At 59.1% G+C, this 21,327-nt stretch carries 20 protein-coding genes, 1 pseudogene and 1 riboswitch; of the genes and pseudogenes, 13 read left to right on the top strand and 8 right to left on the bottom strand.

Annotated features, from left to right (window positions below):
* Nucleotides 1-203: 203 nt before the first annotated feature.
* Nucleotides 204-1,529: an O-acetylhomoserine aminocarboxypropyltransferase/cysteine synthase family protein gene (locus H3V08_RS03545; RefSeq protein ID WP_198181607.1), complete on the top strand. Its 1,326-nt coding sequence runs from the start codon at nt 204-206 to the stop codon at nt 1,527-1,529.
* Nucleotides 1,530-1,766: 237 nt separating this feature from the next.
* Here the strand turns inward: H3V08_RS03545 and H3V08_RS03540 are convergent, their stop codons facing one another.
* The gene (locus H3V08_RS03540; protein ID WP_420796632.1) at nt 1,767-2,750 is read right to left on the bottom strand and encodes a ribokinase; all 984 of its coding nucleotides are present in this window, start codon (nt 2,748-2,750) and stop codon (nt 1,767-1,769) included.
* 45 nt (nt 2,751-2,795) lie between these two features.
* Entirely contained in the window at nt 2,796-3,857 is a 1,062-nt protein-coding gene (locus H3V08_RS03535; RefSeq protein WP_198181606.1) for a LacI family DNA-binding transcriptional regulator, read from the bottom strand.
* Between the two features lie 548 nt (nt 3,858-4,405).
* Here H3V08_RS03535 and H3V08_RS03530 point away from each other — a divergent pair.
* From H3V08_RS03530 to ychF, 3 genes are all read left to right on the top strand, one after another.
* Complete coding sequence (locus tag H3V08_RS03530; RefSeq protein ID WP_198181605.1) at nt 4,406-5,761, top strand: alpha/beta fold hydrolase; 1,356 nt, start codon at nt 4,406-4,408, stop codon at nt 5,759-5,761.
* A gap of 28 nt (nt 5,762-5,789) precedes the next feature.
* Entirely contained in the window at nt 5,790-6,590 is an 801-nt protein-coding gene (gene proC, locus H3V08_RS03525; RefSeq protein WP_198181604.1) for a pyrroline-5-carboxylate reductase, read from the top strand.
* 182 nt (nt 6,591-6,772) lie between these two features.
* Nucleotides 6,773-7,861 (top strand): redox-regulated ATPase YchF, encoded by a 1,089-nt coding sequence (ychF, locus tag H3V08_RS03520; RefSeq protein WP_198181603.1) that lies wholly within the window; start codon nt 6,773-6,775, stop codon nt 7,859-7,861.
* Nucleotides 7,862-8,019: 158 nt separating this feature from the next.
* Here ychF and H3V08_RS03515 read toward each other — a convergent pair whose 3' ends face one another.
* The gene (locus H3V08_RS03515) at nt 8,020-8,262 is read right to left on the bottom strand and encodes a hypothetical protein (RefSeq protein WP_198181602.1); all 243 of its coding nucleotides are present in this window, start codon (nt 8,260-8,262) and stop codon (nt 8,020-8,022) included.
* Nucleotides 8,263-8,680: 418 nt separating this feature from the next.
* Here H3V08_RS03515 and H3V08_RS07670 point away from each other — a divergent pair, with 418 nt between their 5' ends.
* The 7 genes and pseudogenes from H3V08_RS07670 (at nt 8,681) to H3V08_RS03480 (ending at nt 12,616) form a co-directional block, all read left to right on the top strand.
* On the top strand, nt 8,681-9,022 hold the full coding sequence (locus tag H3V08_RS07670; RefSeq protein WP_198181601.1) for an SET domain-containing protein-lysine N-methyltransferase: 342 nt from the start codon (nt 8,681-8,683) through the stop codon (nt 9,020-9,022).
* A 7-nt stretch (nt 9,023-9,029) separates the two neighbouring features.
* On the top strand, nt 9,030-9,569 hold the full coding sequence (locus H3V08_RS07665) for a recombinase family protein (RefSeq protein WP_198181600.1): 540 nt from the start codon (nt 9,030-9,032) through the stop codon (nt 9,567-9,569).
* 162 nt (nt 9,570-9,731) lie between these two features.
* Nucleotides 9,732-10,742, top strand: a complete 1,011-nt coding sequence (locus H3V08_RS03500; RefSeq protein WP_198181599.1) for a DNA adenine methylase — start codon at nt 9,732-9,734, stop codon at nt 10,740-10,742.
* A gap of 47 nt (nt 10,743-10,789) precedes the next feature.
* Nucleotides 10,790-11,509, top strand: a complete 720-nt coding sequence (locus H3V08_RS03495; RefSeq protein WP_198181598.1) for an HNH endonuclease signature motif containing protein — start codon at nt 10,790-10,792, stop codon at nt 11,507-11,509.
* A 224-nt stretch (nt 11,510-11,733) separates the two neighbouring features.
* Nucleotides 11,734-12,009: pseudogene (locus H3V08_RS07660) on the top strand (hypothetical protein); the annotation flags it as partial.
* A 45-nt stretch (nt 12,010-12,054) separates the two neighbouring features.
* Complete coding sequence (locus H3V08_RS07655) at nt 12,055-12,462, top strand: HIT domain-containing protein (protein WP_198181597.1); 408 nt, start codon at nt 12,055-12,057, stop codon at nt 12,460-12,462.
* The gene (locus tag H3V08_RS03480) at nt 12,434-12,616 is read left to right on the top strand and encodes a hypothetical protein (RefSeq protein ID WP_198182163.1); all 183 of its coding nucleotides are present in this window, start codon (nt 12,434-12,436) and stop codon (nt 12,614-12,616) included. Before H3V08_RS07655 ends, H3V08_RS03480 begins: the two co-directional genes overlap by 29 nt.
* Before the next feature lie 809 nt (nt 12,617-13,425).
* Here the strand turns inward: H3V08_RS03480 and H3V08_RS03475 are convergent.
* The 5 genes from H3V08_RS03475 to H3V08_RS03455 form a co-directional block, all read right to left on the bottom strand.
* Nucleotides 13,426-13,701, bottom strand: a complete 276-nt coding sequence (locus H3V08_RS03475) for a hypothetical protein (protein WP_198181596.1) — start codon at nt 13,699-13,701, stop codon at nt 13,426-13,428.
* Between the two features lie 1,221 nt (nt 13,702-14,922).
* A complete protein-coding gene (locus tag H3V08_RS03470; protein WP_198181595.1) occupies nt 14,923-15,321 on the bottom strand; it encodes a fluoride efflux transporter FluC in 399 nt (132 codons plus the stop codon).
* Nucleotides 15,318-15,821: a FluC/FEX family fluoride channel gene (locus tag H3V08_RS03465; RefSeq protein WP_198181594.1), complete on the bottom strand. Its 504-nt coding sequence runs from the start codon at nt 15,819-15,821 to the stop codon at nt 15,318-15,320. The genes H3V08_RS03470 and H3V08_RS03465 overlap by 4 nt, the downstream gene beginning before the upstream one ends.
* Before the next feature lie 4 nt (nt 15,822-15,825).
* The gene (locus H3V08_RS03460; protein WP_033498534.1) at nt 15,826-17,220 is read right to left on the bottom strand and encodes an ABC transporter ATP-binding protein; all 1,395 of its coding nucleotides are present in this window, start codon (nt 17,218-17,220) and stop codon (nt 15,826-15,828) included.
* Between the two features lie 37 nt (nt 17,221-17,257).
* Nucleotides 17,258-19,021, bottom strand: coding sequence for an ABC transporter permease subunit (locus H3V08_RS03455; protein ID WP_198181593.1), 1,764 nt, complete (start codon nt 19,019-19,021; stop codon nt 17,258-17,260).
* Nucleotides 19,022-19,097: 76 nt separating this feature from the next.
* Nucleotides 19,098-19,257: riboswitch (M-box (ykoK) riboswitch) on the bottom strand.
* Nucleotides 19,258-19,438: 181 nt separating this feature from the next.
* Here H3V08_RS03455 and H3V08_RS03450 point away from each other — a divergent pair.
* Nucleotides 19,439-20,083, top strand: coding sequence for an NAD(P)H-dependent oxidoreductase (locus H3V08_RS03450; RefSeq protein WP_045921813.1), 645 nt, complete (start codon nt 19,439-19,441; stop codon nt 20,081-20,083).
* 96 nt (nt 20,084-20,179) lie between these two features.
* Nucleotides 20,180-21,322, top strand: coding sequence for a glycosyltransferase family 4 protein (locus tag H3V08_RS03445; RefSeq protein ID WP_332461769.1), 1,143 nt, complete (start codon nt 20,180-20,182; stop codon nt 21,320-21,322).
* Nucleotides 21,323-21,327: the final 5 nt, after the last annotated feature.

The raw sequence follows: 21,327 nt of genomic DNA, 5'->3' as shown, positions 1-21,327 counted from the left end.
GCCGGGCGTGCACCACCCATCTGGCATGGCGAGACGGGAAAGGCCTGCTTTCAACCTTCTGCAAGCTGCCATAAAAAAGGGCGATACCAAAATGTCCCTTCAAGCTTGAACCGACTGTCCTGCGTCGCTTATGGTCACAGGCAAGGGCGGCTGCGGACGCGATCCGGTCCACCCGATCAGCCGGGACACAGATAGGAGTCGATATGACCGACCAGAATCCGCACAAGTACCATTTCGAGACCCTGCAACTCCATGTGGGGCAGGAACAGGCAGATCCCGCCACGGATTCGCGTGCCGTGCCGATCTATGCCACCACCAGCTATGTCTTCCACGACTTCGACCATGCTGAGGCCCGGTTCGCTTTGAAGGATCCCGGTAATATCTATGGCCGTCTGACCAACTCCACCCAGGGGGTCTTCGAGGATAGGATCACCGCCCTGGAGAACGGCACTGCGGGTCTGGCTGTAGCCTCAGGAGCCGCAGCAGTAGAGTACGCCTTCCGCAACATCACCCAGACCGGCGATCATATCGTAGCCTCCAAGAACATCTACGGGGGGACCTTCAACCTCCTCAAACACACCCTGCCGCGTGATGGTGTGGAGACCACCTTCGTCGATCCCTCAGAGCCGGGCAACTTCGAGTCGGCCATCCGGGATACCACCAAACTGGTCTTCTTCGAGACCTTCGGCAACCCCAACGCCGATCTGCCTGATTTCGAGGCCATATCCGCAATCGCCCATGCCCACAACCTGCCGGTTATCGTTGACAACACCTTTGCCACCCCGTACCTGTTCCGGCCTCTGGAGCATGGAGCGGATGTGGTCGTGGAGTCCGCCACGAAGTTCATAGGCGGCCACGGCACCACCCTGGGTGGGGTCATCGTAGAGGGAGGCGGATTCGACTGGGCGGCGGTGCCGGGCAAGTTCCCCACCCTGACCGAGCCGGACCCCAGCTACCATGGTCTGCGCTTCTACCAGGATCTGGGTGCCTCGGCCTTCGTCACCCGGATCAGGGCCATTCTCTTGCGCGATACGGGCGCCGTTCTCTCGCCCTTCGCGGCCTTCCTGCTTCTGCAGGGGACCGAAACGCTCTCCCTGCGGGTCGAACGACATGTCCAGAACGCTCTGAAGGTGGTGGATTACCTGAGGACCGTGCCCGAGGTTGAATCGGTCAGCCACCCCTCCATCCCGGACCGCCCTGACCATGAACTGTACAAGCGCTACTTCCCGAACGGGGCCGGGTCCATCTTCACCTTCGACCTGAGGGGAGGGAAGGATGCGGCAAGGGTCTTCATCGACAACCTCCATCTTTTCTCCCTCCTTGCGAATGTCGCAGATGTCAAGTCCTTGGCCATCCATCCGGCGTCGACCACACACTCCCAGGAGACCGTCGAGGAGCTGGAGGACCAGGCCATTCATCCCGGTACCATCAGACTCTCGATCGGTACGGAGAATATCGATGACATTCTGGACGACCTTAAGGGAGCCTTCCGGGCCGTGAAGGAGTCGGGGCTGGCGGTCAGGCGGTAGTCTGCTTCCTTGCCTCGGTTGCAGCCTGCGAGGGGCTGCAACCCTAGGACCTCACCTGTGAATCCTTGAGTGGCTGTTCTGCACAGTGCCCTTCACCGTCAGGTTGAACCCTCTCAACCGGTTGCTCTTGCTCAAGAGCGGCGAAACAGCACATACGCAATCGGGGGTTACCGGCAAAAACTGTCGGTAACCCCCGATTGGTGTCGGATGCAAGCGATCTGGTGCTCGGAGTCGAACTCAGGCGAAGCGGTATCTGATTTGTTCCGCCGAACCGTACGAGGCCTGGGCACCCTGCCCCGTGGCTGCGTAGGCCGAGACATACGAGGCCAGCTGCGCGGACTCTACCAACGACATGCCTGAGGAGAGTCCAGCCAGGATGGTTCCCATGAAGGCATCGCCGCATCCGGTGGTGTCAACGGCATCGACCTTGACGGCGTGAATCCGGTAGTTCTTGCCCTGGTCAAGGACCATGGACCCCTCGCCACCCAGGGTCACGATGGCCCTATGGAAGCCGAAGTCCTGCATTGTCTGGTTCGTCCGATCCCAGTCGGCCTTGGTCCAATCCCCATCCTCGGGCTCATCGATGCCCAGGAGCTGGGCCATCTCATGCTCATTGACCAGAATCAGGTCGGAGTAGGCAATCAGATCAGCGGGGAGGTCGGCCCGGAACGGGGAGTCGTTGAGGAGGACGGTCATACCGGCCTCATGACCCATCCTGGCGGCCTCGGTCACCGTCTCTATGGGGCTTTCCAGGCAAAGTCCCAGGACCTTCGCCGAAGTCAGCGCCTTCTGGGAGCGGTGGGCATAGTCCACGTCGACCTTGGCGTTGGAGCCGGGGGAGTAGACGATGGTGTTCTCCCCCTGGGCGTCCACGGTTATGACTGTGGTTCCACTCGGACCGGGGACGGTCATCACCTGGGAGGTATCGACTCCCGCGTTGCCCAGCTGTCCCAAAAGGAAGTCTGCATTGGGATCGGACCCTACGGCTCCAAAGAGTTGGACATGGGCCCCGATGCGGGCAGCAGCGGCTGCCTGGTTGGCTGACTTGCCTCCGGGAAGGATCTGCAAGGGGCCACCGTTGATGGTTTCACCCGGGTTGGGCAGCCGGTCTGTGGTGACCGTGTAGTCCGCGTTCATGGATCCGACCACCGAAATGGACCCGTTGATGGTATCCAGTCCTTGCAGCACCTGGTCGGGTGTCGCCGCCATGTCTTGAATCATGTTTCTCCATTCATTGTTAACGATTTGCTGACCTGTTTATCCGCGTCAGGGATACTGCCCGGCTTGCCCTGGGGGTTGCCCTACGGAGGCCCGATGGAGATACTTGGTCTTCAACCGGACCGAGTCGGTCTGCGACCCGGCCATCAGGTTCAGGAGCATCCTTACGCAACGGGTTCCCATGGAATCAATTTGCTGTGAGATCGTGGCGATGGCTGGTGTCAGAATCCTGAAGACCGGCAGGTCGTCGAAAGTCACAATGGAGAGGTCGCGCCCGATACCGATACCGATGGCCTGGCAGGCTTTGATGACCTGAATGGCATCCTGCGAGCGTCCGAAGATAACCGCACTGACCCCCTGGTTTCTCCACTGCCGCAGCAGCTCAGGGTTGAAGGCGCCCTCCTTGGAAGGGGTATCGTTTCGGGTGCAGGCAACATCGCGGGTGGGGTCTTGAAGATCGCCCATTTGATTGAGCAGGTCATCGAAGACCTCTTCGCGCTCACGGAAGGTACCGGACTCTTCCAGGGGTCCCGGGACCATGGTGATTCGGCTGTGACCATGTCTGACCAGGTCCTTGAATGCATCCCTGAGACCTGGAAGGGGATCGGAGTCGATGGAGGGCACTGGGCGGCCGTCGACTTGCCGTCTGTCGCCGCTGGTCCGGTCCACGTACACAACGGGAAGTCCCCGGCGAGTGAGTTCATCCAGCGTTTCCTGAGATCGTGGTCCGGGTACGATGATGGCCCCGTCGATGTGCTGGCCGAGGAGGTTGCGCACCTGAATCCTGCTTTCGTGGGAATCGCCCTGGGTCGAGGTGCAAATCAGGGTTTGGAAGCCGTGCGCCAGCAGTTCGCCCTGTATCAGATAGGCCAGGTCGGCGAAGTAGGAGTTCCTGATGTCGGGTATCAGCAGGCCGATGGTGCGCGAGTGGGGGGAGTGCATGGATCGGGCCCTGGAATCGGGAACGTAGTGAAGTTCCTTGATGACCTGATTGATCCGGGCCCTGGTCCTCTCCGAAATTCGACCTGAATCATTGAGCGCCCGCGAAACGGTCGATACGGAGACGCCGGCCTGTTGGGCCACATCCCGAATCGTCGCGTATGCCATCATTGCCTTTCGATCTGATCGGCAGTCGGCACCCAGGAGACACCGGCTCTTTGGCCTCGACAGCAGTACCGGCGAGGCTTCGCAACCATTATTTATATCAGTGCGGTAACGATACCGCAAATCGATTCGCGTTCAGCCGCATGGTGCCGGGATACCCTTTCCTACTATGTCGCTCTTCTGTGCGGGGACTGGGGTCGAAACCGGTTCCAGGCATCGGCCCCAGTGGGATACGGGTGTACATAGACCTCGATTTTGGGGGAGGAGATTGTATCTTTGCTCCCGTTTGCCGAACTCGTCTGCAATATCCATCAGGATTTCCGCTTTCGGTTTGCAGGAGGCCGCGGGCCCCTCCAGCCCTTGCTGCGATTCCTGTCAGTGGAAAGGCCATTCGGGTCGGTCAGGTCTTGTCCTTCTTCCCTGCCTGAGTCAAACACGGCGGGCCCCCGTCCAGCGCCATGGGGAGAATGATGCCATCCACGGGTTCGCAGGCTTCACTGGAATAGGGTGTTGATGCGGAGTCGTCTGAGGTGCTCATGAAGGGAGCGGTGATCATGGCAAGCCAGGGATACTACCTGCCGGGACTTTATGTGGAGGAAGGGTCCGTCCCGGTCCCCCTGGACTGGGCTGATTCGGAACCCGGATCGTGGAGACCCGATGGGAACCCTGGTGAGCCGACCATCTCCTGCTTCTACCGGACCATCTGCTCCCCCCAGCATGTCCATGACGACCTACCCCTGCTTGTTTACCTCCAGGGTGGACCGGGGTCCGGGGGACCCCGACCCTTGGATCCGACCAGTGACGGGTGGATCGCCGAGGCCGTCAAGCACTTCAGAATCGTCCTGCCCGACCAGCGTGGTACCGGACGGTCCTCGGCCATCGATTCGCACACCATGCGAGCGCTGGGTCAGCCGCAGGCGCAGGCCTCCTACCTCAAGCACTTCCTGGCCGACTCCATCGTCCGCGACTTCGAGCATCTCCGTCGTACCGTCTTTGCCGGGCGGGCCTGGGTCACTCTGGGCCAGAGTTATGGCGGCTTCCTGACCCTGGCCTACCTCTCAGCCTTCCCCGAAGGGGTGGCGGCATCCTTCACGACCGGCGGTATCCCACATGTCCCGGCAGACCCGACCGAGGTCTATGCGCACACCTTCCCCAGGATGAAGGCCAAGACGGAGGCCTTCTATCAGCGATATCCCCAGGACCGGGAGCGGGTGGCCGCCATTGCCGACCGCCTGAGCCAGGGGGATGTGACCCTGCCTGGGGGAGACCCCTTGACTGTGGAGCGATTCCAGACCCTGGGTGCCGACCTGGGCAGGCAGTCCGGTGCGGCCCGCCTGCACTGGCTCCTCGATACGGCCTTCCTGGAGGATGACGGATCCATCCCGGCCAAGGGGGACGTGGCCCTCTCCGATACCTTCCTGGAGGGGGTGCGGACCGCAACGGCATCCACGCCCCTCTACTGGCCCCTCCAAGAGTTCATCTATGCGGACGGGGATTGCGGCCCGATTCGATGGGCCGGGCAGCGTGTGCGTGATCAGCACCCCGAGTTCCGGGTTGATTCCAGCCCCCTCCTCTTTACCGGTGAGGTCATCTTCCCCTGGATGTTCGAACAGGAAGAGGCCCTGAAACCCTTCGCTCCAGCAGTGAATCTGCTCATGGAAGACGGGCATTGGGGGAGACTCTACGACCAGAACCGTCTGGCCTCCAATTCCGTTCCCCTCCAGGCGGCCGTCTACTTCGATGATCTGTACGTTGACTCCGGTCTGCAGTTGGATACCTTGTCGCGCGTGGGGAACTCCCATGCCTGGGTGACCAACCAGTTCGAGCATGACGGGCTTCATGGGAATGAGGTCTTTGCGCACCTTTACAGGGAGGCTCTGAATCGCGGAGACCTGGAGCGACTGTTCTGATCCTCCCTGTTGTAGGTAAACTGGGACCATGACTGCAGAGAGACCCACCATCGGATTCATCGGATACGGGAATATGGCTCAGGCCATGGCCCAGGGGCTGGTAAGAGCCGGGGTTCTTCCGGGTGAGCGAATTGTGGCCTGTGCCAACCACTATGAGAAGCTGGCCGAAAATGCCGGGAAGCTTGGGGTGCGCCCCCTTCACTCCGCTCAGGAAGTTGCATCGGTTGCAGATATGGTCGTCATCGCCGTCAAACCCGGCCAGGTGGCCAGGGTCTGCGAGCCCATCCGCGATGAGCTGGGAGATGGGGGGCGAATGGTCGTTTCCATCGTTGGTGGGTTCCGGATGGAAGACTATGACGATCTGCTCAATCCGGGCACTCATCTGATCTGTTCCATTCCCAACACCCCCATAGCGGTCGGGAAAGGGATCATGGTCACCCAGAGTGAGGACACCCTGACCAGTGACCAGCGTCGACTCTTCGATCGGATCTTCGAACCGGTGGCTCTGATTGAGCGACTCGGATCCGATCTGACCTCCGTGGCCACGACCATCGCCGGTTGTGCCCCGGCTTACACGGCAATGTACATGGAGGCCCTGGCCGATGCCGGTGTCAAGCATGGTCTGCCGCGTCAGACGGCCTACAGGCTTGCTGCCCGCATGACCGAGGGGACCGGAGCGCTCTACACGGATACGGGAACGATTCCGGCCGCCATGAAAGATGCTGTATGCTCGCCCGGAGGAAGTACCATCCGTGGTGTTGCCGCCCTGGAGAAGAGCGGGTTCAGGGGGAGCGTCATCGACGCCATCGATACGGTCGAAGGGGTCTGACGGGGTTCGGTCCCGCGTCTTTCCTGTTTCGGTTTCTGGTGCCGGGGTGGTGAATCTGACCAGCGTACCTGCCCGGAAAATAGGTGGATTCCAAGGTGCACATGCCGGTCAGGGGGCACTGTCGCCATCGTCGGGATATCCTGCCGCCACGCCAGGGCAGTGCGGGCAATAGACTGGTGGTTATGTCGCTTACCATCGGAATCGTCGGACTGCCCAATGTGGGTAAGTCAACACTGTTCAATGCACTGACCCGGAACAACGTGCTGGCGGAGAACTACCCCTTCGCCACCATCGAGCCTAATACGGGCATCGTCCCCCTGCCTGATGACCGGCTGCCGGTCCTGGCCGATCTGGTTCACACCGACAAGATCGTCCCGGCCACCGTAACCTTCGTTGATATCGCCGGCATCGTCAAGGGCGCTTCAGAGGGGGAGGGGCTGGGCAACCAGTTCCTGGCCAACATCCGAGAGGCCGATGCCATCTGCGAGGTGGTACGTGCCTTTGAAAACGACGACATTGTTCACGTCAACGGCAGGGTGGACCCAGGCGATGACATCGAGACCATCAACACGGAACTGATCCTGGCGGACATGCAGACCATCGACAAGGCACTCCCCAAGCTGGAGAAGGACCTCAGGGGTGGCAAGATCAAGCAGGCCTACCTGGATGCCGTGAAGAAGGCCAGAGAGATTCTGGGGCAGGGGCAGACCATAGACCAGGCGGCACAGGCCGGCACCATTGACAAGGACGACCTATACGACCTCCATCTGATGACCGCCAAACCGTTCATCTATGTCTTCAACCTGGATGATGACGAGCTTCAGAATGATGACCTGAAGCAGCGGCTGTCGGAGTCCGTAGCCCCTGCCAAGGCCATCTTCCTTAATGCCCAGTTCGAAGCCGAGCTGACCGAGTTGGACCCGGCTGATGCCCGAGAGATGCTGGCTGATGCCGGTCTGGAAGAGTCAGGCCTTGATCAGCTGGCCCGAGTGGGCTTCGACATACTTGGACTTCAGACCTTCCTGACGGCAGGTGTCAAGGAGGTGCGGGCCTGGCAGATTCACAAGGGTTGGACCGCCCCCCAGGCGGCGGGCGCCATCCACACGGACTTCGAAAAGGGGTTCGTCAAGGCCGAGGTGGTCTCATACGAGGATTTTGTCGCCGCAGATGGGTCCTATACCAAGGTCCGAGAAGAGGGCAAGATGCGTCTGGAAGGCAAGGACTACATCATGCAGGACGGGGACATTGTGGAGTTTAGGTTCAACGTGTAGAACCGTGCAATCATGCGGTTCTAGCCTGCTGCAAACGGTGTAGCAAGGGCTGCTTGTAGCGGCTTGTATCAGCGTGAAGGGCGTGTCGCACTTTCGTTTCAGCGCCACACGGTCTTGTAAGGATTATCGTACCGGTCTCGAATCTGGACGAAGTGGGTTCACTTCATCGGCATTGCGACACGCTTCACGGCCGTGATGATGTGCCTCTTGATGTTATCCGAGCCGACGGCGTAGAACACGCTGGCATACTGTCGGTCGTCTCGGAAGGCGCGCATGATAGCATCCAACGAGGCGCCCTCCTTCGCCGTCAATTCGGTCTCGACCGCATAGAAGAGAAGACGGGCTTCTCGCTCGTTCGCGTGTGCTCGCAGTCGATGATGAAGTCCGTCCGGTGTGAGCATCGGGTCTCCATGTCGTAGGGAATATAGACAGCACCCCAGATCGCGGTGAGCTTGTCCCATACTCACCTCGCCGTCAATTGCTTGCTTTCGTACTTTGATGACCTCGGGGCGTCCCTGCATCTGCGCTCTGTTCTGATCTTATTTCGATAACAGAAGGGAGACCACAGCAGGAACGGGAGCAAGAGGTATGCGCACCCGAATGAGACTATTCACAACAGCAGTCAGGTCACCGTCCGCGTATCCCTGATCCCCGGTGCGCCCTCGCTGTCTTTGTCCGACGAGCGTTCGCAGAGGGAGAATCGGTCGAGATCGCGCCTGCTGTCTTCGTCCCCGAGACCACAGAAGAGCATCAGGGCGACTTCATCTCCGGTTACAGCGTCTTTCTTGATGACGAGTCAGGCGACGTTTCATCGCCGTCATGCTCGGTTACGGCGGACTCTACAACCATTCAGAAAGCTCAAATTTCTCCCTGACCTTCTGTCTGACAGAGCGCGCGGCGATCTTCACTGCATTGCGCGACACCGAGGAAAGCGAGGAACTCTTCATCAACTACGAAACTTCTACTGGTCATCGAGGGAAGAAACTCCTTGCTGACCCCGCCATCAGCCTCGAAACAAGCGTCCTCTCAAACCCTGAGTTGATGAGAACGAGGCTGCCATCGGAGAGATGTGCAGTTTTTCATTGGCCGACACCACTTCCGGCCTCAACACACCATTTTCAAAACCCTTCTCAAAAGGTCGGTATCTGTGGTATTTCATAACTACGATATGAGTCGAGTTTCGAGAATCTCCAAGAAAGGCGTTCAGAGAGGCAGGTGTAACGGCGATCTATGGATACTGTCGCGTGAGCACGGGGCGCAGGCGAGAGAGGGCATATCTCTGGCACCGCCGGAAGACGCGTTGAAAAAGTCCGGAGCCGAGCGCATCTTCACCGATGCGGGCGTATCAGGTGCGAAGGCCAATCGCCCCGAGTTGGATGTGATGCTCGACCACCTTCGCGAAGGCGACACTGTGATCGTAGTGAACCTAGACCGTCTCGGACGCTCGCTGTCGCATTTCATCGCTCTTGTCGAGTGGTTCAGGGAGATGGGTGTGGTTTTCATAGTCATCCTGAGGGGGTCGACAGTGGCATGCCGAGCGAGGGCTTATGCTCGACGTCTTCGGCGCGCTGGCGGAGTTCAAACACGACATGATCGCGGAGCGCACATCCGTTGGGCGAGAGGCGGTACGAACACGGCGGGATGTCGAGGAAGTATGACCGCGCCCTTGCTGGCAGGGATCGGCGGCACCACGCGAGCGACGGGCTGACCGCGAAGGAGTGTGCGCGGCGCTCGACGACGTTCTACCGGCTCATCCACATGGCGGAGGAGACGCGGACAGTAGTTGTCCACAGACCCCGTTCGTCGCTGGCGGCGCGTCAGAGGTCGGTGGGACAATGGCTCTTCAAGGCACGATGAGAGGCGGCGGACGATGACTACCACTGTTGATGTGGGGATGCTAACGGTGTATGCCTCGGACTTCTCGGCGTCTCCGCAACCTCAGCCCTTCCCCTTACAAGGCAGCAAGCGTGGGCAGGTGCCGATAATCAACAGGCTCTTGCCCATAGACTGTGCGCGCATCGTGGAGCCGTTCTGTGGCTCAGCAGCCGTGAGTGTAGGTGCCCGCTACCATCGAAAGACTGATCAGGTCGCTATCTCAGACTCGAACCTGTCGCTCATGCGTCTCTGGCAGACCATCCTATCTGACCCTTCCGGTCTTGGAGATAGATATACGCAGGTGTGGTCTGATCAGTTGGAGCCTTACGGCGCTTCGCGGAAGGCTGACACGCGCGCCTACTTCAACATGGTGCGTGAGCGTTACAACAATGCGGGTGCGGAGGAAGGAGACCCCGCCGATTTCCTCTTCCTTCTGAACAGGATCGTGAAAGGAGCTCTTCGCTATGGCAGCAGCGGGCGTATGAACCAGAGTGCCGATGGTCGCCGTCTGGGAGCTAAGCCAAGCACCGTGCGCACGAGGCTCATGGCCACGAGTGCTGTCCTACAAGGAGCATCCGCAACCTGCCGCGACTATGCGGACGTTCTCGAAGAGTCATCTCCCGAAGATGTGATTTATCTCGACCCGCCGTATCAAGGGACGACGGACACGCGCGACAAGCGATACATCTCCGGGCTTTCAGTGGACGACTTCGAGCAGGAAGTCCGGGGTGCCACCGAGCGAGACCTGTCCCTCATCATCTCCTACGATGCGCTTCGGGGGGAAGCCATCTATGGCAGACCCCTTGACCCTGCTATCGGTCTCGTGCCACTCGATGTCGTAACAGGGATCAGCGCTCAGGGAACGCTGCTTGGCCGTAAGCAGGAGGCTCACGAGACGATCTACCTGTCGCCTGCTCTAGTGGAACGGCTCGGTGGAGTTGATGAGGTGGGGTTACGCGTGTCTACTGGCGTGTCGGACCAGAGTGGACTACTACTTGGAGAGTGAGCAACACCTCCTTCGACCCTGCCCTTCGCGCCCGTGTGGAGGCACAGATGGAGCGCGGTCATGCCTCGAAGCGAGCGCACGATGTGGCGCACATCATTTTCGAGAACGGCTCATGTACCACGACAGACATTGAGAGCCTTGGCTATAAGCACGCGCCGCGCGCAGTGGGTGACTTGCGAGATGCAGGTATCGAGGTTTCCAAGACGATGGAGCAATACGTTGAGCAGCCGTCTGGCGCGAAGAAGCGTCGAGCACGGTATTTCATCTCTGGCACAACGGACGGCAAAGTGAGCCGTCATCCCTTCTCGAGGGCATTTACGCAAGTCGTCAAGGTCTCAGGTCACTGTGAAGTCTGCGGTGCGCTTCCGCCATTACAGATCGACCATCGAGTCCCCTTCGAAATAGGCGGTGAGAGATTTCCTCATCAGGCGGAGGACTTCATGCCACTCTGCCCTTCATGTAATCGAAGCAAGTCATGGGCTTGCGAGCATTGTCCGAACAGAGAAGTCAAGGACATCGCTGTCTGTAAAGCCTGTATGTGGGCTTCTCCAAAGGGCTATAAGCATGTCGCCATGCAGCAGGTACGCGAGTTTCGTGGAACCCTCTATGACCTCGACGACATTAGACGATACGACGAGCAACGTCCCGATGTTCCCGAAGTGCTTTCGGAATACATGCAGCGTGTAGACGAGGGAACTCAGGAACCGCTCGCAGAACATCTTCGAGACAGTAGCAAACAATCAGATCGAATAGAATACGGGAGATAAAATGGCAGTCTTTTATATCATTTCATTATGATCGAGACACTTGTCGAGAGGAAATTATCGAGAACATTCGTGCTCTCGATAATCTGACGATTCTCAATCACCAAGACTGGGAGTAGGTCAAACGCGGAGGGCGCGCGGCAATCGAGAAGTGGTTTGACTTGCAGATGAAGTATATAAGCGCCGTAAATCGTCCTAATCGGCAATGAAACCCACCACGTTCTTGGGTTCAATACGAGATCAAGAAGGCTTGGGACGAGAAGCGCCGACTTCTCGGGATTTACATTCACAGGCTGCTTTGTTCCATGAATGGTGGAGTAGGTTTAAGGACGCTACCCCCCCCCCCCCTGAAGCTGTTGATGGAGTGTACGGACTACCCACATTCGATCCGACACAGATTGATCCTTTCACTCGGAACATTGACACAAAGGCGATTTATAAGAGGCTTTCAGATAGTCTCCAATCGTGGCCAACACAGGGCAAGGCTCGCCCTTAGTGGCTGATCTGAACTGTCCGTTCTGCGTGATTGCGGAGCGAGCGACAGGGATGTGCATGAGGTGTATCGGGACGAGGAGGCTGTTGCCTTCTTCCCGACCGAGCTTGCTGTGCTCGGGCACACTCTGGTGATTTCGCGTCGGCACGTTCCTGTCGTCTGGGAACTCCCAGAAGATGAGGCGCAACATCTTGGACTTCTGATCTCCTGTATGTCCCGCGTGATTGGTGAGACAGTCAATGCAGAGGTTTCAACGATCATTCAGGTCGAACAAGAGAGGCGACCCAGAGCGTTCTTTGCGTCCATTTCCACCTTGTTTCGCGGTGATCTGACGACTCAATTGGACGTATCTGGCCGCCTCAGACGAACTACTCGGAGCATGCCAAAGACAAGACTTGGGACGCACTGCGTGATACTTGCGGGGAGATTCATCTATGATGAAACAGGATCTGTTAGAGCCTGAGGCGAGGAGGGAGACGGCGCGCTTGAAACATCTTGACTTCATTCAGGCGCTCATCGCTCGCATGTCGCACTCTTTCGTTCAAGCGAAGAGTTGGCTGCTGCCGGTTGCAACAATGACGTTCGACTTCGCGCTCACGCCTTATCCGGAATCGTAGCCCTGTTGGGCATCGCCGGCGGATACATTGACGCTTGCTGTCTTCGACTCGACAGGAACGGGCATACAGACATCTCTACAACGCATTCATTAAAGTAGATAAGCAGATTCCTTTGTTTCGCTTGACCGCGTGACGACGACAAGAGCGTTCCCCAAGCCGACGACGACCCGTCGCCGGGTGAGAAGAGTGGCCCTGGCTACAAGGGAGAAGTCCTTTTGGAAGAAGTGCGGTGAGTTAGTCCGTGAGTGGTTCTTCCTCGATCCGGAGGTCTGGTTCTCTTGGTTAATTGTCCTGTTTTATGGTGGGTTCCTCGTCGCCGGCGTTGCCGTTCTTGGTATGCGGTTGCTCATTGAGCGCCCTTGTGTCCTGCCGATGAGGGTTTCTCATTCTCCGGCTTGCTCTGCCCGAGCCGGATCGTGCGCGGTACCCATTCACTGATGATATTCGGTGGCAGGGTCGTCTCTCGCTTCTCCTTGCTGTCTTGTGCTTCGTCCGGTGAGGTCTCTTCTCTGTCATTCTGCTTCTCTCCATACCGTTCGTAGTAGTCAAATCTCGAGCCCTCGCGCCTTGATGGTGAGTCGTCCATGAGGTGTCCGTAGCGGTCGAGGGTGAGGAAATGTTCTTGTGCCCTGTCTAAGCGCTGACTTGCGCAAGCGATACGAGAGGACTTGCGAGCCAGCAGGATACTGCGCAGTGCCTCAGCCCCTGTGGTGTCCAACCTTTGCGCCCGGTCTTCTTCTGGATTCGGTGTGCCGGATGGTAAGGAATCGCTCCGCCAATCTTCTTGCTGCCGTAATCGAAGAGCGGGTTCAGATAGTACCGGCGAGTCCGGTTGTTGCCTGATAAACTCGGGTTTCCGGAACGATTCGGGCATCGTGAGGCCAGAGCTTCGCGTATCTGATGTTCGGCTGGAACTCTCCATGCTGCTTTCTGACTGGGTTGTGCGTCGGAAAGACGAGAAGCGATTGGAAAGTGTGCGCCTTCGCCTCGGCCGTCTGCTGACCTTGAACGGCGTCGCTTATCCACATTTGGTGGAGCCTGAGCCACAGCATGAAGGCGAGCGGGGGCTGTTCTTTTTTATTCAAAGGTCAAGTGTGCCTTCTTTGCGTATCATCGTCCATAGGGAGACCATTGGATCGGTCAAATCTCGGCACGATGCGCGCTGCTCTCTGGTACGTCGTCGTGTCTGTCATAAACTGTTGCCCGCCGTTTGCTGAAGGATCGCCGGTAGCTAGACGGTCTCGTCCGTTTCATCTTCGGTGCTGTCAGGTAAATCGCTCCGTGGCTGGCCTGTGATGCCTGTTCGCAGACACCCACGCTTCCAAGGTCGGACATGAACAGGGTGTATTCTCATCGCTGCCTTCGTGTGTCAGCGTTCCAAACGGAAGAAAGGAAGCGTCAGGAATGGTGGGCCGAGCGCGCAGTTCGAGAAGTTCTCCGACTCTCAGACCGCCGCCTGTTGCCTTCGCAAGGGGGGGGGCGAACATTTGGAAACGGCTTTTCAATATCGTGTCTTCCTTGACACGATGTTCCACAAGTTTCTTATAGTGTTTCGGAACGCCACGTCGCAACCTCAGTATCATCTCCGGTGAAGCGCCCGTGTTGTAGTCGAGCGGTGTGATCTCGACCTCTCGACCGTTGTCTCGCTCGACCTAGTTTAGTGTTGTATAGGAGTTTTGATGAGCGCATTGACATACTCGATGCTTGGGATGACCCTCGTAAGACCTGTGTTGCGCGTTCTTTATCCTTGGTGCCACTGACCACCACCGCCTGCTGAACCATCGGAGCCTGCGCTCCGGGCTTCACGTCGTCCGGCACGTAGTCTCCGAGGATGGCGAGCACCTTGGCGGTTGCCTCCTCCGTTGATGATGTGGTGCTTCTGAGTGATGGAATCGGCGTAGGTAATCTGTTACGTCTGTCTGCGCTCGGAGGAATGGATGAGCAGCGCCCTACCCCTGAGGGCAGGGATCGACGGTCGACTCTTCTGACCTATTATGACTCTGTTGTAGCATGATTCATGTAGCCGACGAGCCATTGAACAGCTTGGGAGCGCGTGGATTGGCCGAATAAGCAACGGAAACTACTGAATACCTGAGTTTAGACCGGCATACTCTCAGGGGGCAAGAAATAGCGATACGACTCACTGGGGTAGGGAATTTCTTCCTTGCCCCAGTCGCTGTGCGACAGCAAACGTCGCATCGTATTGCTTACGGTGCCGCTTCCCACAGTATCCCGGAGAGACACTCGTCCCAGGTGCGGTTGCGGATGTCGTGAGAGATATGCAGGCCCTCGCGCTGAGCATGGTTTCAAGCACTGAAACCGAAATATAAAGTGTCTCTACAAAGGCCGCCCAGGAAATATCCCAGAACGCCGATCGCAATGGGCAGAATCAGGCAGGCCAGGAAGTAGCAGATTGCCATCAGTCGGGTTCGTGCCCGAAGCATGACCACCACCTCGTTGATGGCTGTCGAGAAGGTTGAAAAGCCTCCCAAGAGTCCTGTTGCCAGGAGTAGATGGATTTGAGGACCCATAAGGGATTGAGAAAAGAGAGCGGCAACCAGGCCTGCGAAGAATCCCGCGGTTAGGTTGATGACCAGGGTGGAGAGGGGGAAAGGGCCTCCCCAACGGGCTTTGATGGCGGTGTCAATCAGATACCGCAGGCTGGCACCGAGACCTCCGCACACGCAAATCAGCAGGGTGGTCATCGGCTCTCACCTGCTGATGTTCCGTGCGGACGACGCCCCGCCGCCGTCTGGCCGAGTTCAGCCATGACGGCAGCAAGAGCGAGTGCCAGTATGAAACTGCTCAGAAGATAGACGAACGAGCCCAGGATATGACCTTCCATCACATCCTGGATAACCTCGACCACCATCGTCGACATGGTGGAAAGCCCCCCGCACAGGCCCATGCCCAGGGCCCGACCGGTGTAGTCCCTCCGTTGCCTGGCGATATCGGTCCGTGCGGCCAGGTAAGAGGTCAGGAAGGCGTAGCCGGTGCAGGCCAGCATGTTTGCCACGAAGGTGCCTGGGTGGAAGCCACCAATAGGGGCGGCAATACCACCCATAACCCAGCGCAGCCAGGTCCCCAGTGCTCCTCCGATGAAGACCACCAGGGACATGCCCAACCGGGGCCCCTCGGGCGAGGACCCACCGGTCGTTCCGACGGCTTCGCCCGTGTTCCTATCCCTGCTTTGCCCGTGAGCCATGGGCTTATTCGGCCTCCTGGGTATCCTCGGCCGTCAGGGTCAGCCGGTCGTCGTCGGCATCGTAGTCGAAGAGCTCACCGTATCGGCCCCAGGTTATGGCCGTCTCGAACTGCTGGATGGCCTCCTTGTCGGAGTGGTGCGAACGGAGCAGATCCAGGATAAGGCTGCCGTGCAGATTGCCGTGCTCGCTGTTTCTCAGAGCCCGGTCAATCACCCGGATCAGGGGCACCCTGTCCAGGAGCATCTGCGAGAACATCTCCTTGCTTTCCAGAATGTCGGCATCGTGCCAGGTCTGCCCGAGGCTGGTCAGAGAGATGTGACCGTTATCGGCCTGGAAGATTCCCAACATCAGCCCGGCGTCTATCAGGGGGAAGAGGTCATCCACCTCGAAGGAGAGCTGGGCGGCGAGATCGGCCAGATCGATCCCCTTGGGATGGTCCACCAGTACGTCGGCAAGTCCGGCCAACCCACCCGGAGTGGCATCGGGCAGGTTCTTCTCGGTCATGTTCTCGTCGCGCAGGGAGTTCTGCACGGCCTCCTTGTTGCGGACCTTGGTCTGTAGCTGCTTGCGGATGTCCTCGGTGTTGTTCTGCCCGGTAAGGATCGAGTAGAGGTAGTCCACACTGGACTGGAAGATGTCGGACTGCTTGTCGCGCGGCCGCTCCATCTTGATCGGCACATCGGCGATGACCCTGCCGGGGTGGGATCCCAGGACGACGACCCGGTCGGCCATCTCGACGGCCTCCTCGATGTTGTGGGTCACCAGAAGCACGGACCGGATGCTCCCGGCCTCCTCGGACCAGACCTTGAGCACCTCCTGGCGGAGATTCTCGGCCGTCAGTACGTCCAGGGCGGAGAAAGGTTCATCCATGAAGAGTGCATCGGGCTTGAGCACCAGGGCACGGGCGATGCCCACACGCTGGCGCATGCCTCCGGAGAGTTCCTTGGGGTAGGCGGATTCGAACCCGTCCAATCCGATGGCATCGATGGCCGCCAGGGCCAGGCGTTCCCGTTCGGCCCTGGGCACCCCGCGGGCCTGGAGCCCAAGCTCCACGTTGTCCTTGACGGTCAGCCAGGGCATCAGGGCGAAGCTCTGGAAGACCAGGGCGACACCTGGATTGGGACCGGCCAGTTCCTTGCCTCGGTAGGATACCTTGCCCGAGCTTGCGGGAACCAAACCGGCCAGAATCCTCAGCAGGGTGGACTTGCCGGCGCCGGACCTGCCGAGGATGGCCACCACTTCTCCCTCGTGCAGGGTGAAATCGATGGAGTCGAGCACGTTCAGGTCACTGCCGGCGTCGGACTTGTAGGTCTTGTTCACCTGTTCGGCCTGGATGATGGGGGCGCGGTCCGTGCCTGCGGTCATGGTTGCGGTGTTCTTGACTTCGATCTTGGTCATGTTCTTGTCCTTTTGCTTTCAATATGTCTGTTCTGTTTCAGTTCAGGGCGTAGCGTCGGCGGGCCAGGCTCTGCATGGGCGTCCAGAAGAGGCGGTCCACCGCCACAACGAAAACGCTCATCACGACCACGCCCACCATCACCCGGGTCATGTCGCCGGTGGCGGTGAACTGTGCGATGTAGGCACCCAGTCCCTTGGCGGTCAGTTCGGTCTTTCCGTAGGTGACCACCTCGGAGACGATGGACGCGTTCCAGGCACCCCCGGCAGCCGTAATGCCACCTGTGCACCAGGAGCTGAAGACGGCGGGGAGGATAAGGGTCTTCCATCGCTGCCAGGTGGTTTGCCTGAGGCTGCGCGACATCTCCAGGAGGTCATCGGGAATGGCCGAAGCCCCTGCAATGACATTGAAGAGGATGTACCACTGGGTACCCAGGGCCATGAGGAAGATGCTTCCCCAGTTGATGTCGATTTTCCAGGCCACGAAGATGAGGGTGATGAAGGGGAAGATGAAGTTGGCCGGGAAGCTGGCCAGGATCTGCACCACAGGCTGGAGGATCCGCGATATCTTCGGATTCATACCGATGATGGCACCGATCGGAACCCAGATAAGGGAGCAGATCACCATCAGGACAACCACCCTGATGAAGGTCAGGCAACCCAGGAGGAGGGCATGACCGACCTCTCCGTATCCCACAGTCGTTTTGATCAGGTCGAAGAGCTCCCAGATGCCCCAGAGGCAGGCCAGACCGACAAGGATATACCAAATCAGGTCGCCGGCACGGCTCTTCCTGCTCTGGACCTTCCACCGGGCTCCGGTCCTGCCCAGGGGTCGGGTGATCCTGTCAAGAGCGGTCGAAATCGGCCGCCCCAGGCGGGCCAGCTGATCGTTGATTCCCGAGAGCCGAAGGACCGTCAGCACCAGGCTCCTGCGTGGTTCCGAAGACTGGTTCTGGGTCAACCGGAACTTCTCGGCCCAGGCGGTCAGTGGCTTCCAGAGTACGAAATCAATCAGGACCACCACGATGATCATGGTCAGGATGGCCAGGCCCACCCGGCCCAGGTTCTGCTCACCGGCAGCCTCTTCCACATACGAACCTATGCCGGGAAGGGTCAGGGTCCGGTTGTTCACCGAAATCATCTCCGAGGCCGTCAGGAAGAACCAGCCCCCACCCACGCTCATCATGCAGTTCCAGAGGAGGGGGATCATGGAGTTGGGAACATCCAGCTTCCAGAAGCGCTGCCACCGGGTCAGTCGCAGAATTCTGACCGCCTCATCCAGGTCAGACGGCTCCGTGGTCAGGGAGTTGTAGAAGGAGAAGGCCATGTTCCATGCCTGGCTGGTGAAGATGGCAAAGATGGATGCCGCCTCAACACCCAGGATCGACCCGGGGAAGATGACCAGCCAGATGGAGATGGTCGCCGAGAGGAAACCCAGAATCGGCACCGACTGGAGGATATCCAGCAGGGGGATCAGAACGGTTCCCAGACGCTTGGACCTGGCCGCCGCCAACCCATAGACGAAGGCGAAGATCAGGGAGAACACCAGTGCGATGAACATCCTGAACACGGAGCGGAGGGCGTAATAGGGCAGGTTGGCGGGATCCGTCGATACGTGCGAGGGTATGCCCGACGGACCGATCGGGGCCGAGAAACCCGGAAGGATGTAGGCGATGGCTCCGAGGAGGGCCATGGCTCCCAATGCAACCGCGAAACTGGTCAGGATCCTGGTGCCAGGGGAGGCCTGTTTTCGGTCATCGTTCAGGGTGATGGTGTGTCGAATGATTGGTGCCTGTAGACGCATTATGGCCTCCCTTCAAGGTGCGGATGTCTTTGTCGGCAACCTTGAGGATGGCATGCAGAAGTCGGCGCAAGGCCGACTGGGTCGTCATCGTTCAAGCTTCGGCTTCGCATGGCATTTGGCTCTGCATTAGTCCCAGCCTTGATCCGACTGGGACTGTTGACCTGCGCGGGGTGTCTCCACCATTTTGCGGCAGCAGGCCGTGTCCATGCGGTAGCTTCACCTACCGACTGACCATAAGGATAGGTAGGGGCCGGAGAGATGTCAAGCACCTCGACATGCCGGGGTTTTTCCACGTTTTGGTCTTTGCCTGGCCGCAGAATGGAAGAAAGCGTCGCGCTCGCGGACACCAGTCTCATGGATGTTGGCTGGATGGAATGGCCCGCGAACGCATGCATCACGTACAAGGAGATGGGCTACATGAAAATCGTTGCTGTCACTGCAAATCCCGATCCCCTGAGCATGACCAATGCGGCCGGCAATGCCCTGTTGGACGGTGCGGCCGAAGGAGGAGCGCAAACAGAGCTGATTGACCTCTGTGCAGAAGGCTTCAATCCGGTTTACGGCATGGAGGATCGCGAGCACTATCTCGGACGTGGGCCCATGCCTGATGATGTGCTGGCCATGCAGTCGCGGATTCGCGATGCTGACGCGCTGGCCTTGGTCTTCCCCATTTACTGGTACACGATGCCCGCCATCATGAAGGGCTTTTTTGACAGAGTGCTCTGCCGCGGGTTCTCCTATGACGCCGATGGAACACCGGGCGCCTTGGCCGGCAAGACCATCAGGATTGTCATGCTCAGCGGGGGCGGAGAGGACTGGTACCGCTCCAGTGGCATCGGTCAGGCCCTGGACAATCAGATACGCCAGCAGACCTTTATCAAGTACTGCCAGGCGGGCGATGTCTCCTTCACCTACATCGACAACCTCAGATCGGGCGATGACGAACCTGAGGCAAGACAGGCGGCGGATAGGCACCTGGTTTCTCTGGCCCTGATGGGGCGCGAACTGGCCTTGGGCGACAGGACTTCGGCGGAATCTGGTGATGCTGGGGCCCGGTCCTGATCGGAGCGGTTACGGCAAGTCGGGTCCGGTAGTTCGGTGAAGGGGCGATGAGCGCCCGGATATGGATGATGGGGCAGTCTAGTGAGAATAGGGTTCGTGTTCGATGACACCCTGGACGTCTTCGATGGTGTCCAGCAACATATCCTCACCCTGGGCAAGGCACTCAGGGAACGGGGTCATCACGTGGAGTATCTGGTCGGACAGACCGCCCATCCTCCGGTCGGTGGTGTCCATTCCATGTCGCGCAACATGATGGTCTCCTTCAACGGGAACAGGATGCGCATCCCCCTACTGGCCCCGGTCCGCGGTATCAGAAAGGTACTGGATGAAGGGCGCTTTGATGTTCTTCACGTCCAGGCGCCGTACAGCCCGCTGATGGCCGGGCGGGTCATCAAACGAGCCGACCCTGGTACGGGCCTGGTTGCCACCTACCACATCGCACCCACCGGGACCATGCAACTTAAGGGAGGCCAGGTTCTGGGGAGGATCAATGCCGGCAGTCACCGTCGCATCGATCAGGTGATTTCAGTCTCCAAGGTGGCTGCGGATTATGCCAGAACCACGGCTGGGGTGGAAAGCCGAATCATCCCCAATCCCATTGATGTCGCGGCTATCAGGGCCAACAGGGACCGAGCCGGGACCGAATCCATCGATCGGCTGCATGGTCAGGGTCCGCACCTGGTCTTCCTGGGCAGGTTCGTTGCGCGTAAGGGAGCCGACCTGCTCATTGAGGCCATCGCTCAGGGTGAACGCCGGGGGATACTGCCGGAGGGCCTTCACCTGACCATGGCCGGAAAAGGGCCCCTTCTGGAACGCTGCCGACAGCGTGCCCAAGACCTCGCCACTCCGATTGACTTTCCCGGCTTCGTCACCGAGTCGGACAAACCGGCTCTGTTGGCCAGCGCGGACCTGGCCGTCTTCCCATCCACCGGTGGGGAGTCCTTCGGTATCGTCCTCCTGGAGGCTATGGCATCCGGGGCCGGGGTGATTCTGGCAGGTGACAATCCGGGGTACCGTTCCACCCTCCAGGATGATGAAGAGGCCCTGGTCAGGGTCAACGACCCACAGACCCCGATCATCCTGGCCGAGCGAATCGCCCGTGTATTCGGGAATCCGGACTGGGCCAGGGGTATCCATAGGCGACAGACGGCGCTTTTGAGCCGCTATGACGTGCATTCGGTAGCGGACCAGGTTGAGGAGGTATACGAACAGGCCATACAGGACCGCCTCATCAGGTAGGGTTG

The organism is Bifidobacterium sp. M0307 (assembly GCF_016100445.1).
GTDB classification, from domain to species: Bacteria; Actinomycetota; Actinomycetes; order Actinomycetales; family Bifidobacteriaceae; genus Bombiscardovia; species Bombiscardovia coryneformis.
Note: the sequence above shows the minus strand (reverse complement) of the source record. Positions and strands in the feature narration are given on the sequence as shown.

Coding starts and splice junctions, on each gene's coding strand:
- H3V08_RS03545 (WP_198181607.1), top strand. CDS start 204: ATGACCGACCAGAATCCGCACAAGTACCATTTCGAGACCCTGCAACTC.
- H3V08_RS03540 (WP_420796632.1), bottom strand. CDS start 2,750: ATGATTCAAGACATGGCGGCGACACCCGACCAGGTGCTGCAAGGACTG.
- H3V08_RS03535 (WP_198181606.1), bottom strand. CDS start 3,857: ATGATGGCATACGCGACGATTCGGGATGTGGCCCAACAGGCCGGCGTC.
- H3V08_RS03530 (WP_198181605.1), top strand. CDS start 4,406: ATGGCAAGCCAGGGATACTACCTGCCGGGACTTTATGTGGAGGAAGGG.
- proC (WP_198181604.1), top strand. CDS start 5,790: ATGACTGCAGAGAGACCCACCATCGGATTCATCGGATACGGGAATATG.
- ychF (WP_198181603.1), top strand. CDS start 6,773: ATGTCGCTTACCATCGGAATCGTCGGACTGCCCAATGTGGGTAAGTCA.
- H3V08_RS03515 (WP_198181602.1), bottom strand. CDS start 8,262: ATGCTCACACCGGACGGACTTCATCATCGACTGCGAGCACACGCGAAC.
- H3V08_RS07670 (WP_198181601.1), top strand. CDS start 8,681: ATGCTCGGTTACGGCGGACTCTACAACCATTCAGAAAGCTCAAATTTC.
- H3V08_RS07665 (WP_198181600.1), top strand. CDS start 9,030: ATGAGTCGAGTTTCGAGAATCTCCAAGAAAGGCGTTCAGAGAGGCAGG.
- H3V08_RS03500 (WP_198181599.1), top strand. CDS start 9,732: ATGACTACCACTGTTGATGTGGGGATGCTAACGGTGTATGCCTCGGAC.
- H3V08_RS03495 (WP_198181598.1), top strand. CDS start 10,790: ATGGAGCGCGGTCATGCCTCGAAGCGAGCGCACGATGTGGCGCACATC.
- H3V08_RS03480 (WP_198182163.1), top strand. CDS start 12,434: ATGATGAAACAGGATCTGTTAGAGCCTGAGGCGAGGAGGGAGACGGCG.
- H3V08_RS03470 (WP_198181595.1), bottom strand. CDS start 15,321: ATGACCACCCTGCTGATTTGCGTGTGCGGAGGTCTCGGTGCCAGCCTG.
- H3V08_RS03465 (WP_198181594.1), bottom strand. CDS start 15,821: ATGGCTCACGGGCAAAGCAGGGATAGGAACACGGGCGAAGCCGTCGGA.
- H3V08_RS03460 (WP_033498534.1), bottom strand. CDS start 17,220: ATGACCAAGATCGAAGTCAAGAACACCGCAACCATGACCGCAGGCACG.
- H3V08_RS03455 (WP_198181593.1), bottom strand. CDS start 19,021: ATGCGTCTACAGGCACCAATCATTCGACACACCATCACCCTGAACGAT.
- H3V08_RS03450 (WP_045921813.1), top strand. CDS start 19,439: ATGAAAATCGTTGCTGTCACTGCAAATCCCGATCCCCTGAGCATGACC.